At 74.5% G+C, this 15230-nt stretch carries 15 protein-coding genes; 13 read left to right on the plus strand and 2 right to left on the minus strand.

The window, feature by feature from the left end:
- Positions 1-102: 102 nt before the first annotated feature.
- The 9 genes from LO763_RS10695 (at position 103) to LO763_RS10735 (ending at position 8390) form a co-directional block, all read left to right on the plus strand.
- Positions 103-1191 carry a monodechloroaminopyrrolnitrin synthase PrnB family protein gene (locus LO763_RS10695; protein ID WP_230601970.1) on the plus strand — a complete coding sequence of 363 codons (1089 nt, stop codon included), beginning with the start codon at positions 103-105 and terminating at the stop codon, positions 1189-1191.
- On the plus strand, positions 1188-2432 hold the full coding sequence (locus LO763_RS10700; protein WP_230601971.1) for a flavin-dependent oxidoreductase: 1245 nt from the start codon (positions 1188-1190) through the stop codon (positions 2430-2432). Before LO763_RS10695 ends, LO763_RS10700 begins: the two co-directional genes overlap by 4 nt.
- The gene (locus LO763_RS10705; RefSeq protein WP_230601972.1) at positions 2429-3028 is read left to right on the plus strand and encodes a flavin reductase family protein; all 600 of its coding nucleotides are present in this window, start codon (positions 2429-2431) and stop codon (positions 3026-3028) included. The genes LO763_RS10700 and LO763_RS10705 overlap by 4 nt, the downstream gene beginning before the upstream one ends.
- Positions 3028-3390: a DoxX family protein gene (locus LO763_RS10710; protein WP_230601973.1), complete on the plus strand. Its 363-nt coding sequence runs from the start codon at positions 3028-3030 to the stop codon at positions 3388-3390. Before LO763_RS10705 ends, LO763_RS10710 begins: the two co-directional genes overlap by 1 nt.
- 67 nt (positions 3391-3457) lie before the next feature.
- Entirely contained in the window at positions 3458-5149 is a 1692-nt protein-coding gene (locus LO763_RS10715) for a beta-ketoacyl synthase N-terminal-like domain-containing protein (RefSeq protein WP_230601974.1), read from the plus strand.
- A complete protein-coding gene (locus LO763_RS10720) occupies positions 5146-6198 on the plus strand; it encodes a beta-ketoacyl-ACP synthase 3 (protein ID WP_230601975.1) in 1053 nt (350 codons plus the stop codon). Before LO763_RS10715 ends, LO763_RS10720 begins: the two co-directional genes overlap by 4 nt.
- Entirely contained in the window at positions 6195-6449 is a 255-nt protein-coding gene (locus LO763_RS10725) for a phosphopantetheine-binding protein (protein WP_230601976.1), read from the plus strand. The genes LO763_RS10720 and LO763_RS10725 overlap by 4 nt, the downstream gene beginning before the upstream one ends.
- Positions 6450-6465: 16 nt before the next feature.
- On the plus strand, positions 6466-7725 hold the full coding sequence (locus LO763_RS10730) for a cation:proton antiporter (protein ID WP_230601977.1): 1260 nt from the start codon (positions 6466-6468) through the stop codon (positions 7723-7725).
- A gap of 188 nt (positions 7726-7913) precedes the next feature.
- Positions 7914-8390: a MarR family winged helix-turn-helix transcriptional regulator gene (locus LO763_RS10735; RefSeq protein WP_230601978.1), complete on the plus strand. Its 477-nt coding sequence runs from the start codon at positions 7914-7916 to the stop codon at positions 8388-8390.
- A 363-nt stretch (positions 8391-8753) separates the two neighbouring features.
- Here LO763_RS10735 and LO763_RS10740 read toward each other — a convergent pair whose 3' ends face one another.
- Complete coding sequence (locus LO763_RS10740; RefSeq protein WP_230601979.1) at positions 8754-9851, minus strand: NAD(P)/FAD-dependent oxidoreductase; 1098 nt, start codon at positions 9849-9851, stop codon at positions 8754-8756.
- A 162-nt stretch (positions 9852-10013) separates the two neighbouring features.
- Here LO763_RS10740 and LO763_RS10745 point away from each other — a divergent pair, with 162 nt between their 5' ends.
- The 4 genes from LO763_RS10745 (at position 10014) to LO763_RS10760 (ending at position 13782) form a co-directional block, all read left to right on the plus strand.
- Positions 10014-11192 (plus strand): MalY/PatB family protein, encoded by a 1179-nt coding sequence (locus tag LO763_RS10745; RefSeq protein ID WP_230601980.1) that lies wholly within the window; start codon positions 10014-10016, stop codon positions 11190-11192.
- 32 nt (positions 11193-11224) lie between these two features.
- The gene (locus LO763_RS10750) at positions 11225-11677 is read left to right on the plus strand and encodes a MarR family winged helix-turn-helix transcriptional regulator (RefSeq protein WP_230601981.1); all 453 of its coding nucleotides are present in this window, start codon (positions 11225-11227) and stop codon (positions 11675-11677) included.
- The gene (locus LO763_RS10755) at positions 11674-12393 is read left to right on the plus strand and encodes a DUF8817 family protein (RefSeq protein WP_230601982.1); all 720 of its coding nucleotides are present in this window, start codon (positions 11674-11676) and stop codon (positions 12391-12393) included. Before LO763_RS10750 ends, LO763_RS10755 begins: the two co-directional genes overlap by 4 nt.
- Positions 12394-13443: 1050 nt before the next feature.
- Positions 13444-13782: a hypothetical protein gene (locus LO763_RS10760; protein ID WP_230601983.1), complete on the plus strand. Its 339-nt coding sequence runs from the start codon at positions 13444-13446 to the stop codon at positions 13780-13782.
- Between the two features lie 248 nt (positions 13783-14030).
- On the opposite strand, the gene LO763_RS29775 is transcribed toward LO763_RS10760, so the two are convergent.
- A complete protein-coding gene (locus LO763_RS29775) occupies positions 14031-15092 on the minus strand; it encodes a GNAT family N-acetyltransferase (protein ID WP_230601984.1) in 1062 nt (353 codons plus the stop codon).
- Positions 15093-15230: the final 138 nt, after the last annotated feature.

A 15230-nucleotide genomic window follows, 5' to 3' on the forward strand; every position in this document is an offset into this window, starting at 1 on the left:
AGCCTCCGGCGAGCCCCCGCGCCGACCGCGGGGGCCACGACGCGCCGGGCCCGGCACTCCTCTGCCGCCGGGCCCGGCCCTCTCCCGAAGGGCGACACCACCATGCACCTGGCCGACCCCCGACTCCGCGACGCCCGCTTCGACGGGGCGCGCACGGCCGGACTCGACCCCCTCGGCGCCGACGGGCCGCTGGCCGCCGTCCCGGCCATGAACGCCGGCGCCGACGTCCGGGCCCTCACCGCCGCGCTGCGCCGGCTCACCCCGAGCCTGCCCGAGGTGGCCGCGTTCGACTTCTGCGAGTGCCTGGCCGCCATGCGCGACCTCGGCCTGCTGCTCGGCTCGATCAAGCGCCACGGCGTCCAGCCGCTCCCCGAGGTGCCCGGCCTCGAGACCGTGCTCGTCGAACTGGGGCGGCGCACCGAGATGATCCCGCGCGACACCGTCCACCACTACACCGAGTGGAACCCCCTGGGCCCCCGGCAGCGCATGTACACCGGCGACCCCCAGGAGACCGTCCTCATGGGAGGCCCCCGCGCCTCCATCCCCGAACTCGGCCAGGCCCTCGAACGCTGCGCGGCCCTGGCCGACACCGACGTCGCCGACCCCGCCTTCGCGCCGCTCCTCCAGGAGCTCGGCGACCACCTGGCGGCCTTCGAGACCGTCATCGCCGACGTCGTCGCCCGCGTCTCCCCGGAGTTCTTCGCCCAGCAGATGCGCCCCTACTACGAGGAGGTCGCGGTCGCCGGGCGCGACTGGCTCGGCCCGGCCGCCGCCCACGTCCCGCTCTACCTCGCCGACCTCGCCCTGTGGGCCTCGGACGACAACGACCCCGCCTACGAGGCGTTCCTCGAGGAGTCCGCCGAGCACACCCTCCCGGCCTGGCGGGGACTGGTGCGGCAGTGGCGCGACCGGCCCTCCATCGTGCGGCGCCTGCGCGAGGCCGCCGAGCCCGACCCGGCCCCCTGGGGCGCGCACCTGACGGCCCTGCACCGGGTCATGCGCTCCCTGGTGGTCTTCCGAGGCCGCCACCTCGGCATCGCCCGCAAGGCCTACAAGGAGGAGGTCCGCCTCTACGAGCTCGGCAGCGGCGGCGGCTCCATCGGCCTCCTCCAGTCCATCCTGGACCTCACCCGCGAGAACGCCGTGACCGCCAAGGCCCTCGCGCCCGCCCCCGCCGGGAGGACCGCATGAGGATCGTCATCGCCGGGGCCGGGATCGGCGGCCTCACCGCCGCCCTGAGCCTCCACCGCGCCGGGCACCGCGACCTCACCGTGCTCGAGGCCGCGCCCGAACTCCGCCCCCTGGGGGTCGGCCTCAACATCCTCCCCAGCGCCGTGCGCGAACTCCACGCCCTCGGCCTCGAAGGCGCCGTCGAGGCGCACGCCGTCCCGACCGCCGAGCTCGCCTTCTACAACCGGCGCGGCGACCTGGTCTGGTCCGAGCCGCGCGGCCGCCTCGCCGGGCACCGCTTCCCGCAGTACTCCCTGCACCGCGGCCTCCTCCAGCGGGACCTCGCCGACGCCGTCGCCGCCGAGACCGGCCCCGGCACCGTCCGGACCGGACGGCCCGTCACCGGCTACACGAGGGACGGCGACCGCGTCCGCGTCCACACCCCCGCGGGCGACCTCGACGCCGACCTCCTCATCGGCGCCGACGGCCTCCACTCCGCCGTCCGCGCCGCGATGCGCCCCGGCGAGCCCGCACCGGGCACCAACGGGCTCATGATGTGGCGCGGCACCACCCGCGCCCGCCCGTTCCTCACCGGCGCGTCCATGACCGTCCTCGGCGACGACCGCGCCAAGTTCGTCATCTACCCGATCCGGCCCGCCGACGAGACGGGCCTCGCCCTGGTCAACTGGGTCACCGGCCGCCCCGCCGACGGCCCCTCCGCCGCCACGACCACGGCCGCCCGCAAGCGCGAGGTCCTCGCCCAGTTCGGCGACTGGAAGGCGCCGTGGGTCGACATCCCCGGCCTCATCGGCGCCGCCGAGCAGATCCACGAGTACCCCATGCTCGACCGCCCGCCCCTGCCGGCCTGGAACGACGGCCCCGTCACGCTCCTGGGGGACGCCGCCCACCCGATGTACCCCGTCGGCTCCAACGGCGCGACCCAGGCGATCATCGACGCGAGGGCCCTCGCCTGGCACCTCCACACCGCGCCCGACGCGCCGACCGCGCTGCGCGCCTACGAGTCCGAGCGGCTCCCGGCCACCCGCGGCGTCCAGGAGGCCAACCGCCGCATGGGGCCCGAGCGCGTCATCGACCTCGCCTGGCAGCGGGCCCCGCAGGGCTTCGACCGCATCGAGGACGTCTTCAGCCCCGAAGAGCTCCAGAGGATCTCGGACGAGTACGCCTCCACCGCCGGGTTCACCGTCGAGGAGCTGGAGGGCGACTCCCCCTACACCTGCGGCCCGCCCGGGGAGGCGGCGTGAACGCCACCGCGCGGCCCGCCGCGCCCGCCGACCGCCGCGCCGCCGCGGCGGGGGACCTGCGGACCCTCATGGCGGCCTTCCCCACCGGCGTCGCCGTCGTCGCCGCCTACGACCCCGAGGGCGAGCCGTTCGGCATGACCTGCTCGTCCCTGTGCTCGGTCGCCCTGGAGCCGCCGACGCTGCTGGTGTGCCTGCGCGAGTCCGGCCCGACCGCCGGCGCGGTCCTCGCCTCCGGCGCCTTCACCGTCAACCTCCTCGACGGCGAGTCGCGGTCGGTCGCCGAGCTGTTCGCCTCCGGCGACCCCGAGCGGTTCGCCCGCGTCGACTGGGAGCCGGGCGCCGCGGGCCCGCACCTGGCCGCCGACGCCCACTCCACCGCCGACTGCCGGGTCTCGAGCACCTACAGCATCGGCGACCACGTGGTCGTCCTCGGCGAGGTCGCCGGGGTGACCGCCCACCGCGAGCCGCGGCCGCTCCTGTACGGCATGCGCCGCTTCAAGACCTGGGAAGGAGCGGAGTCCTGCCTGGACTCCGGCTGCTCGTGCCCCGACTCGGGTGCCCGACGACAACACGGCAATCACAACACGGAGAACTGATGAACATCGCGACCATCGTCATAGCCCTGCTGCTGGCGCTCGCCTTCGCCGCGTCCGGGGTCGTCAAGATCCTGTCGCTGCCCCCGGCCAAGGCCGACGCCGACCGCTTCGGCATGTCCTACAACGCCTTCAAGGGCATCGGCGTCCTCGAATTCCTCGGCGGCGCGGGCCTCGCGGTCGGGGCGCTCGTGGCCGACTTCTGGTGGGTCGGCGTCGCCGCCGCCGTCGGCCTCGTCCTGCTCACCGCCGGGGCGCTCGTGACCCACCTGAAGGCCGGCGACCCGGCCGCCAAGGCCGCCGGGGCCCCGCTGTTCGGCGTGCTCAGCGCCGTCGCCGGCGTCCTCATCTACCTCAACGCCTGACCGGCCGCGGGGCCCGGCTCCCGGGCCCCGCGCCTCCCCTTCCGCCCCTTCCGAAACGAGGCCACGCATGGAGTACCGCCGCGAACCGATCGCGATCGTCGGCATGGGCTGCCGCTTCCCCGGCGCCGCCGACGTCGACGCCCTGTGGGAGCTGCTGCTCGCCGGGGGCGACGCGACCGGCCCCACCCCGACCGACCGCTACGACGCCGAGGCGATGTACTCGCCCGAGCCCGAGCTCGGCAAGGTCATCGCGAAACGCTCGGGCTACCTCGCGGACGCCTTCGACTTCGACGCGCCGTTCTTCGGCATGACCCGCGCCCAGGCCTCCCACCTGGATCCGCAGCAGCGGCTGCTCCTCATGGCCGCCTACGAGGCCTTCGCCGACGCCGGGCTCACCCGCGAGGCGGTCGGCGGGACCCGCACGGGCGTGTACGTCGGCAACATGAACCTCGACTTCTGGGACGTCATCGCCCGCCGCGGACCCGAGGCCATCACGCCCTCGGTCGTCTACAACCTCCGCAGCGTCCTCTCCGGGCGCCTCGCCTACGAGTTCGACCTGCGCGGGCCGAGCATCACCGTGGACACCGCGTGCTCGTCCTCCCTGAGCGCCCTGCACCTCGCGTGCCTGTCGCTGCGCGCCGGGGAGACCGAGGCGGCCGTGGTCGCCGGGGTGAACCTCAAGCTCAACGCCGAGGAGGACCTCCTCCTGTCGCAGGCGCGGATGCTGGCGCGCGACGGCCGCTGCAAGTTCGGCGACGCCCGCGCGGACGGCTTCGCGCCCTCCGACGGCGCCGCCGTCGTCGTCCTCAAGCCCCTGTCGAAGGCCCTCGCCGACGGCGACCCGGTGCGGGCGCTCGTCCTGGGCGGCAACATGAGCAACGACGGCCGCGCCTCCGGGTCGCTCCTGGCGCCCTCGGCCGAGACCCACGCGCAGATGCTGCGCTGGGCCTACGAGGACGCGGGGGTCGACGCGGCCGACGTGGACTTCATCGAGGCCCACGGCACGGGCACGCCGCTCATCGACCCGATCGAGTTCGCCGCGCTCGGCGAGGTCCTCGGCAAGGGCCGCCCCGCCGACCGGCCCGCGCTCGTGGGCTCGGTGAAGAGCAACATCGGGCACACCGAGGGCGCCGCGGGGGTCGCCGCGGTCATCAAGTCCACGCTCGCGCTCCAGCACCGGCGACTCCCGGCGAGCCTCCACTACGAGACCCCGAACCCCAAGATCGCCTGGGACGCACTGCCGCTCGAGGTGCCGACGGGCGGCGTCGACCTCGACGGGCGCGGCAGGCCGCTCATCGCGGGCGTCAGCGGCCAGGGCATCTCGGCGGCGAACGCGCACATCGTGCTCGCCGAGGCCCCGCGCCGCGAGGCCGCCCCGGACGACGGCCGCGCGTACCCGTTCGTCCTCTCAGGAGCCACCGAGCAGGCGCTGCGCGACAACGCCCGGAACGTCGCGGAGTGGCTGGCGGGCAAGGGCGCGGGCCATGCGCTGCGCGACCTCTGCTACAGCGCGGCCGTCAGGACCACGCACCACGCCCACCGGGCCGCGGTCGCGGCCGAGAGCCACGCGGGCCTCGCCGCGGCACTGGCCGCGGTCGCCGCGGGGGAGGCCCCCGAGGCCGAAGGCCCGGGCGCCGACTTCCGCGAAGGCCGCCCGGTCGACTGGACCGAGGTCTTCGACGACACCGCGGCCTTCGTTCGCCTGCCGCACTACCCGTGGCAGCTCGAGACGTTCCCGATCCCCGAGGAGTCCCGATGACCGCCGCCGCCGTCGTGGCCGGACTCGGTTCGGCCCTTCCCGAGCGCGCCGTCGGCAACGACGAGCTCGCCGCCCGCCTCGACGTCACCCCCGAGTGGATCGAGCGCCGCACCGGCATCCGCTCCCGCCGCTTCGCCGACCACACCACCCCGACCTCGGCGCTCGCCGCCGAGGCCGCCCGCGGCGCGCTCGCCGACGCCGGGCTCACCTCCGCCGACGGCGCTTTCAACGGCGCCGTCGACGCGCTCATCGTCGCCACCTACACGCCCGACTACCAGATCCCCGCCACCGCGCCGCTCGCCGCCGCCGCGCTGGGCCTCGGCGCCGTCCCCGCCTTCGACCTCAACGCGGCCTGCTCCGGCTTCGTCTACGCCCTCGCCACCGCCGCGGGGCTCATCGCCACCGGGGCCCGCCGCGTCCTCGTCGCCGGCGCCGAGACCGCCTCCACCCTCACCGACCCCGCCGACCGCACCGTCCACCCCCTCTTCGGCGACGGCGCCGGAGCGGTCCTCCTGCGGGCCGGCGACCCCGGCGAACCCGGCGCGCTCCTCGCCACCGACCTCGGCAGCGACGGCACCGGAGCCGGACGCCTCGCCGCCCCCGGCTCCGCCTCCCGCGCCCGCCTCCTCGACGCCGAAGGCGGGCGGCCGCGACCGGACCCGTCCTCCTACTTCATGGCCATGGACGGCCGCGAGGTCTTCCTCCAGGCCGTCGCCCGCATGAGCGCCTCCTCCAGGACCGTGCTCGACCGCGCCGGCGTCAAACCCTCCGAAGTGGACCGCATCTGCGGCCACCAGGCCAACGTCCGCATCCTCCGCGCCGTCGCCGACGAACTCGGCGCAGGCCACGACCGGCTCCTGGTCGACCTCGACCGCGTCGGCAACACCGGCGCCGCCTCCATCCCCCTCGCGCTCGACCGCGCCCGCGGCGCAGAACGCCTCGACCCCGGCGACACCGTCCTCCTGACCGCCTTCGGCGGCGGGTTCACCTGGGGCTCGGCGCTGCTGCGCTGGCCCGACACCCACCCACGGAAAGCAGGCCGATCATGACCACCGCAGACCGCGTCGCCGCCGTCGTCGCCAAATGGTGCCAGGCGAGCCCCGAGGAGCTCACCCCCGACACCCGCCTCGACGACCTCGACCTCGACTCGCTCAGCCGCCTGGAGACCGCCCTCGGCCTCCAGCGCGAGTTCCGCGTCGCCGTCGACGACACCCGCATGAACGACGCCGAGACCATCGCCGACGTCATCGCGATCGTCGAGACCAGCCCGCCCAAGACCGGCGACCCCGACGCGGTCTGAGCCGGCCGCCGCGAACATGAGCGCCACCGCCGCACTCCTGCTGGCCCTGCTGGTCGTCGTCCTCGCCTGCCGGGCCGCGCACGCGGTCTGCCGCCGCCTCGGGCAGCCTCCCGTCCTCGGTGAGATCCTCGTCGGCATCCTCCTGGGTCCCAGCCTGTTCGGCATGGTCGCGCCCGAGGCGCACCGGACCCTGTTCGGCCCCGAGCTCGTCACCGTCATCGACGGGGTCAGCCAGATCGGCCTGGTCCTGTTCATGTTCACCGTCGGCCTCGAGTTCCCGATCGGGCGGCTGCGCAGCACCGCCCGCGTCGGCCTCGCCGTCTCGGGCGCGGGCATGGTCGTCCCGCTCGCGCTCGGCTTCGGCTTCGCGCTGTGGGCCGGACCGGCCCTCGGCCTCTTCCCCGCCGGGGTCGACCCCGCGATCGGGGCCCTGTTCATCGGCCTGCTCCTGGCGATCACGGCGTTCCCCGTGATGGCCCGCATGATCGCCGACCACGGGGACGTGCGCACCCGCTTCGGGTCGGTGTCCCTCACCGCCGGGGCCCTCGACGACGCGGCCGCGTGGATCCTCCTCGCCGTGGTCCTGGCCGCCTTCGGGACCGGCAGCGGCGCCTCCGCCGTCATCGCCGTCGCAGGACTGCTGGTCCTGGCCGCCGCGCTGCCGCTCGTGCGCCGCGCGGCCGACCGCTGGATCGCGACCCGGAACCCCGGCCGCGACGCCGTCCTCGTCGCCGCCGCGCTCGGGCTGCTGGCCGCCGCCGGGTTCACCGAGCTCATCGGGATCCACGCCGTGTTCGGCGCGTTCGCCCTCGGGGCGGCCGTCCCGCGCGGCGCCGCCGCCGAGGTCCTGGCCGAGCGCATCCGCCCGCTCACCACGGTCCTGTTCCTGCCCTTGTTCTTCGTGCACTCGGGCATGAACACCGACCTGGGGCTCATCGACGGGGCCGGGCTCCTCGCGGGCGCCGGGGCGCTCGTGGCGCTGGCCTTCGCCGGGAAGCTCGGGGCGTGCACCGCCGCCGCGCGCCTGGCGGGGGAGACGTGGGCCGACGCGGCCCGGATCGGCTGCTACATGAACGCGCGCGGCCTGATGCAGCTGGTGGCGCTCGACATCGGGCTGCGGGCGGGCCTGATCGACCCGGCGGCGCACGCGATGATCGTGGTCGTCGCGGTCGCCACCACCTTCGCGACCGCGCCGGGCCTGGCCCTGGTCGACCGCCTCGTCCGGCGCCGAGCCCGTCCGGAACCGGAGCGCGAACCCGCGTTGGCGAGCACCTAGGCCCTGTTCCATGACCCGGTCGGTCCGCATCCGGCCCGTCCTCCCGTGGCCGGCCGCTATCCGGACCGGACGCCGCCGCGCGGCGCCGCCCCGACCCGGACGGAGCGCGGGCCTGCCGCGGGACCTGAGCCGGCCCGCGTGGCCGACGACACCCGCCACCGGTCGTGGCCTGCGAGTATGCTTGGCGCATGGAGGAACACGCGGACGAGCCGATGGGCATGGGCACCGTGCTGGTGCGCACGGCCTTCCTGGTCGACGCCGTCTACGCCGACTCGGTCCGCGACTTCGACCTCACCGTGCCGCAGGCCCAACTGCTGTGCGTGCTCATGGCCCGCCCGTACGGGATGTTCGAGCTCGCCAAGACCCTCGGCCTCGCCAAGTCCAGCATCTCCGGCCTCGTGGACCGCTCCGCCAAGCGCGACCTGGTGCGCCGCGAGGCCGACCCCGGCGACGGCCGGGCCTTCCGGGTCGCGCTCACCGCGAAGGGCGCCCAGCTCGCCGAGGAGTTCCACGACGCGACCACCCGCCGCGTCGCCGAGCTGCCGCTCGGCCTCTCGGAGGCCGAGCGCGCCGTGCTCGTCGGCCTGCTCGCGAAGGTGGTCACCGACAACGAGGTGCCGGTGGTCTTCACCGACGGCGAGTGCCCCTCGGCCGGCGGGAGCTGAGCGAGCGGCCGCCCGCCGCCGCATCGGACACGGCGGGGACCCGCGGCCCTAAAGGGTGTTGACCGACCCCTGGCGGCCGTTGTCCGGCCCGTCCTCCCGTCGCCACCCGGACCGGACGCCGCTGCGCGGCGGCCGGCCGATGACCCGCATCGCCGCGGTGTCGGCCCTCCGTATGCGACACCGGTATCCGGAGCGCCTGCCGCCTGGCGACCCGAACCGACTCACGGACTCGGACACCGACTCGCCGGGGGTTCGTCAACACCCCCTGGGACCATCCGTCCCCGCGCACGGCGAAACCCCCGCAGCGGGTCGCTGCGGGGGCTCTCGGCCCCGTGACGATCGGCGGGACCGGGTCTGCGGGCCCTAGGCGAGGCCGAACAGCTCGGCGAACTTCCCGTGCATGAGGTCGCGGCCCTTCCACTCGATCACGGCCGACCTCGGCAGGAGGCTCGGTCCGTCCTCCGAGGGGATCTGCCCGACCCCGCCCTCGGGACCGAGCGGCAGCAGTACCACCGGGAGCGGCGACGGCCGGTACTCCCGCACCGGCTCCTCGCCGCCGAGCTGCGCGATGATGTTGGCCGCCACGACCTCCGCGTGCTGCATGGCGTTCCCGGCGCGCTTCTCCTCGGCCACGTCGGTGAGGTCGCCGACGGCGTACACGTGCCCGTATCCGTCCACATTGAGCTTCTCGGTGACCGGGAGCCTCCCGTGCCCGTCCAGCGGGGCGAGGCCGTCGCCCAGGAAGCCGGAGTTGACGGTGGCGCCGTAGGCCCGGAACCAGATGTCGGCCTCGATCTTCCCGCCGCCGACCGCGACCGCCACGGCCCCGGCCCTGCCGGGCTCCACGTCGGGCTCGGTGTCGAGCGCCGCGCCCAGCCGCAGCTCGACGCCGAGCTCCTCGAGCTGGTCGTGGAGGTCGGCGCGCAGCTCGTCGGCGTACCCCGGCAGCAGCTGTTCGCCCGGGTCGACGACGGTGACGGCCTTCTCGGGCCAGGCCGACTTGATCTCGCCGGCCAGTTCCAGGCCGACCGGTCCGGCCCCGGCGATGAGCACCCGCTCGGCCCCGGCGAGCTCGGCGTGGGTGGCCTCGAACTGCGCCGCGGACTCGGCGGCCGAGTCGGTGCGGGTCTTGGCCGGGTACGGGTAGCCCGAGCCGGTCGCCACCACGATGTAGTCGGCCTCGACCCGCTCGCCCGAGGCGAGGGTGACGCCCTTCGCGTCCACTGCGGACGCGTACTCGCGGATCTGCCTGCCGTGCTTCAGGAGCTTGTCGTAGGGGTAGAAGAGCTGCTCGGCCCACTCGCCCGCCCGGGCCACCGCGCGGAGCGAGGCGGCGGCGTTGACGAAGGCGTCCTTGGGCTCGATGAGGACCACGTCGGCGTGCTCGTCCAAGGCCTTGGCGACGGCGACCCCGCCGTATCCGCCGCCGACGACGGCCACGGTGCGTCCCTGCTGCGTCATGATGTTCTCCTCCGGATAAAGTAGTTCGTAACACGAACCATAATAGTTCGTATTACGAACTAAAAGGGTTTCGCGGGATCCTTTCCCGTGACGGCCACCACCTCGTGTGATCCCCTCTGTCACAAGGTGACAGGGAGTCAAAACTCCGATACCGTTATGTATATGAGCGTCGTCACAAATGCCGCACTCGATCTGCCCGGCAATCCGCTGCGGCAACTCACCCTCGACCAGCTCCGCCAGCGCACCAGTGCGAAATGGCGGACCCACCCGGCCGACGTGCTGCCCCTGTGGGTCGCCGAGATGGACGTCCTGGTCGCCGAACCGATCGCCAAGGCCGTCACCGACGCCATGGCCGCCGGGGACACCGGCTACCCCTCCGGCAGCGGCTACGCCGAGGCCGTCGCGGCCTTCGCCGCCGAGCGCTGGAGCTGGGACCTCGACCCCGACCGCGTCAGGACCGTGCCCGACATGATGCTCGGCGTGGTCGAGATGATCAAGGTCCTCACCCGCCCCGGCGACGCCGTGGTCATCAACAGCCCGGTCTACCCGCCCTTCCACCGGTTCCCGGCCTTCAACGGCCGCAAGGTGATCGAAGCGCCGCTGGGACCGGACCACCGCATCGACTTCGCGGCCCTCGCCGAGGCCTTCGAACTCGCCCTCGGGCGCGGCGGCCGCGCCGTCTACCTGCTGTGCAGCCCCCACAACCCGACCGGCACCGTCCACGCCAGGGCCGAGCTGGAGCGCGTCGCCCGCCTGAGCGCCGACTACGGCGTCCGGGTCGTCGCCGACGAGGCCCACGCGCCGCTCGTCGCGCCCGACGCCGCCTTCACCCCCTACCTCGCCGTGGCGGGCGCCGCGGACGGCCTCGCGGTGACCTCCGCGGCCAAGGCCTGGAACCTGCCGGGGCTGCGCGGCGCCGTCGCCATGGCCGGACCGGACGCCGCCGTCGACCTCGCGCGCATGCCCGAGGAGATGAGCACCAGCATCAGCCACCTGGGCGCGCTCGCCCACGCCGCCGCCTTCCGCGAGGGCGGCCCGTGGCTCGACGCGCTCGTGGCCGACCTGGCCGAGAACCGCCGCCTCCTGGCCGCCGCGGTGGCCGAGCACCTGCCGCAGGCGCGGTACCGGCCGCAGCCGGGCACGTACCTGGCCTGGCTGGACTGCCGCGACCTCGGCCTCGGCGACGATCCGGCGGCGCACTTCCTCGAGCGCGCCCGCGTCGCCGTCAACTCGGGCCTCCCCTTCGGCACGGGCGGGAAGGGCCACGTGCGGCTCAACTACGCGACCACGCCCGAGATCCTCACCGAGGCCGTCGAGCGCATGGGCGCCTCCCTGAATTGACAGGTACCTGTCAATGATCTAGTGTCGAGGGCGTGGAGCCGTTGAGTCCCCGCGCCCTCGCCGCGTCCGACCTCGTCATCGAGGTCTTCCGCGCCAACGGCGCCCTCCTCGCCGCCGGCGACGACCTCGCCCGGCCCGCCGGCCTCACCAGCGCCCGCTGGCAGGTCCTCGGCGTGATCGACCACGCCCCGCAGACCGTCGCCGACGTCGCCCGCACCATGGGCCTGCGCCGCCAGAGCGTCCGGCAGACCGCCGACGCCCTCGTCGCCGAAGGCCTGGCCGCGTTCACCGACAACCCCCGGCACCGGCGCGCGAAGCTCCTCGCCCCGACCGAGGCCGGACGCCGCGCCCTCGCCGACGTCGAGCGCCGCCACGCCGTCTGGGCCGACGAGCTCGCCGCGGCGCTCGACCCGGCCCAGGTCGAGACCGCCACGGCCGCGCTGCGGGCCCTCACCGCCGCACTCGAACCAGGAGCAAACCCATGACCCGCACGACCACGATCCCCCTGCTGCCGTGCGCCTCGATCGACGAGACGAGCGACTTCTACCGGATGCTCGGGTTCGAGCGGACCCACCACCAGACCCGCCCCAACCCGTACATCGTCATGGCCCGCGACGACTGGCAGCTGCACTTCTTCGGCGTCGACGGCCTCGACCCCGAGCAGAGCCTGGGCACCTGCCTGGTCTTCGTCCCCGACACGGGGGAGTTGTGGGACGAGTTCGCGGCGGGCATGCGCGAGGTCCACGGCAAGGTCCTGGTCTCCGGCCTGCCGCGCGTGACCCGCCCGCGCAAGCGGGCCAACACCGGCAACCGGGCCGGGTTCTCCCTGACCGACCCCAGCGGCAACGTGATCCGCTTCTTCCCGCAGGACGCCGACGACGAGAAACCCGAAGCGCCGCAGAGCAGGCTGGGCCGGACCCTCGTGAAGGCGATCGTCCTCGGCGAGTCCAAAGGCGACACCGCGCAGGCGGTCCGCATCCTCGACTCGACCCTCGCCCGGAGCGCCGACGAAGCGCCGAAACCCGAACTCCTCGACGCGCTCGTCTACCGGACCGAACTGGCGCTGCGCCAGGCCGACGACGCGAAGGCCGCCGAGCTGCTCGACCGGATCGCCGCAACCGACCTGACCGAGGTCGAGCGGACGGCGGCCGCGAGCGCCCTGGCCACCGTCGCAGACCTCGCAAAGCAGTTGCGGAGCTGAGCTCCCGGCCCTTGGGGCGCGGTCGCGACGAGCGCGCGGCGTGGGGTTGTGGGTCCAACGCCGCTCGGTGTGCGTCGGTGCGTCGGTGGTGGATGGCAGGTGCGAGAGGATCTTGGAGATCGGCGGGTCCGGCCTTCCGGCAGCCGGGGCCGTGCGCCTGGAGCCGGTGGCAGTAGGGGGCGGGGTCCGGCTTCAGACGGCGGCGACGAGAGGGCGGGCGGGGAGTGCGTGTGGGTATGCGGGGCCGGGCCGGCGGGGTTCGAGCTGAGGGCGGCGACGGTGGGGCAGGGGTGGCGCGGGGGCGGGTCGGCCGGTTGCCGATCGCGTTGGAGCAGCGGTCAGGGCGGCGGCGACGAAGCGGTGTGCGCGGGGCTGGGGTCGGTTGGCGGGCCCGAGGTAGTGGAGGGTCGGGCGGGCGGGGCGCCATTGTGGATCCGGTGGTCGGTGTTGTTGCGGTGCAGGGACACCGGTGGAAACGTGAGGGTTCTCTACCCGTGTGGGTGTTGCCGGGGTGGGGCTGGTGGGGGGATGATTGGTGGTACGTACAGGGTTACGGAATCAGTGCAAGCGAACGAGATGTGTTCATTTAATGCAGACTACGACAGCCTCTGGCCGCTCGTACCGCCCACTGGTGTCGGGGCCGCCCTCGCAGCTAGGACGGGGGTTGTTTGTCCCGCGTTCCGGTCCTGCGCTGGTACCACCGTCACCGCGGTCTACGGGCATGTGACGGGAGTGCGGCCTCCTTGAGGAGGTACCGCCGGCCAGCACAGTCGGAGTCCCGCACACACCCCCGGGCGTATCCAGCACACCCACCCGACCACCACCACCACAGGACAGGACAGGAGGGGAAGACCCGACAGGCCCGGCAGGTCCACACGCCAGGGAGAACCGGCGGGACCGGCAGGCCATGGCCGCACGGCGGCGGCTACTCGACGGCGATGCGAGACCCCGCTGCGAGAGGCGCTGCGAAGCGACGCCACCAGGCGGCACGCAAACGACCGCGTATCCGCGTGCCCGCGACCACACCCACCGGGAGGAGGTGAACCCACCATGACCATGACCATGACCACGACCACGACGATGCCCTGCACCGCGACACCGGCGGCACCCACCGCGCGCCAGGCCGCCGGGCGACAGGCCGCCTGGTCGAACCCGGCCGCCACCGACACCACCGCCGCCGCAGCGATGACCGGCACCGGCCCCACCGCAGCGGCGACCGGCCGAGCCGCCGCAGCGAGGACCGGCCGAGCCGCCACCGCACCGGCAACCACCGGCCCCACCGGCCTCACCACCATCGCCGCCGCCCGATTCCGGCGCCACCCACACCACCCCGGCCCCGGCAGCCCACCCAGGACCGACCCCTCCGCCACACCGTCGCTGATGGCCTGAACCCCACTCGAGCACCCGCCCGGCCCCGGCAGCCCGCCCCCGCCCGGCCTCCACGCCTCCGTCGCCGCTCGCCCGAACCCCTACTGAGCACCGGCCCGGCTTCGGAAATGCGTCCCCGACCGGACCCGCGCTGTTCCATCCGCGGGATTCGGCCTTCGACCCAGGACCTGTCTCCTCCGATCGGAACCGACCAGCGGGAGAGGCAAGCCCGACACCGCCGCCGGCCCTTCAACCGAACGACATCAACCTTAACGGCGCCAGAGCAGGTGCAGGGCGGGCAGCCGCTCCTCGTTGCCGAGCGTCTCCATCACGAACGAGAACCCGTGCCGCGCATAGAAGGCGCGGGCGCCGTGGTTCTGCTCGAACACCTGGAGGTCCAGGCCCTTCCGGCGCCGCTTCGCCTTCGCGATCAGGGCCTCGCCGACGCCGAGCCCCTGCGAGGCGGGCTCGACGTAGAGGTGGGCGAGCACGTTCCCGTCCAAGGCCGCGAACCCGACCGGCGTCCCGCGCCGCTCGGCGATCCACAGCTCCGAGGACGGGATCATCACCTCCCTGACCCACCAGGCGGTCTCGTCGTAGGTGTGCAGCGCAGGAAGGTACGCCATCTCGCTGCGGGCGGCCCAGAAGACCTCGGTCACCCGCTCCGCGTCGCCGGTCCAACCGCGCCGCACCAGCGGCAGCGCGTCGTGGCGGATGAGCTCGGCGGTCCGCCGCAGCGGCAGTACCGGTGCCCGGACGCCGTGCTCGGTGTACAGCGCGAGGACCGCCGCCTCCAGCCGCTCCATGAGCTCCGGAAGCCGCCGCCGTCCCGCCGCGTCGAGCCCGCCGCCGAGGTAGGCGTCCACGAGCGGGGCGAGCTCGGCCTCGAGCGGCTCTATCAAGGGCCGCGTCGGCGGCTCCTCCCGGCGCGTCGTTCGTCGCTGCCACTGATAGGCCACAGCGAAGGCCGTCGCCTCATACGCGTCGGGCCCGGGCCAGCGGCGCCCGAACCGGTACCGGACCTCGTCGCGGTCGGCGGGCAGGCGCAGGCGCTTCAGCGCGGTGCGGCGCTCCGCGAACGCGGCCGCCTCGGCGAGCCATGCCGCCCGGCTGGTCTCGATGCGTCCCAAGGCCTTCAGCAGCCCGGACTCGTCGAGGCGGCGCGGGCCCGCCGCCGAACCGGGCCGCGCGTCGTCGCGGGTGATGAACGCCCAGGCCGCGTCGTACCCGATGCGGCGGTAGTGCTCAAGGGCCGAGCGCAGCGCCGCGTAGCGCAGGCCGAGCGGGAGCTTCGGGTCGCGCACGCGGCGCGCGAGCGTCTGGAAGCTCACCGGCGGGCCGCCGGGGAGGAGTGATCGAGCATCACGCCATTATTCTACGCCGCCGCCGAGCCCGCCGACCGGTCGCACCGAGGCGAGGACCAGAGCGCGCTCGGCCCGGCCGCTGCAACGGCCGGGCCGCGAGCGAGC

Origin of the sequence: Glycomyces amatae (genome assembly GCF_020991375.1) — a bacterium.
In the GTDB taxonomy this organism is placed as follows: Bacteria; Actinomycetota; Actinomycetes; order Mycobacteriales; family Micromonosporaceae; genus Glycomyces; species Glycomyces amatae.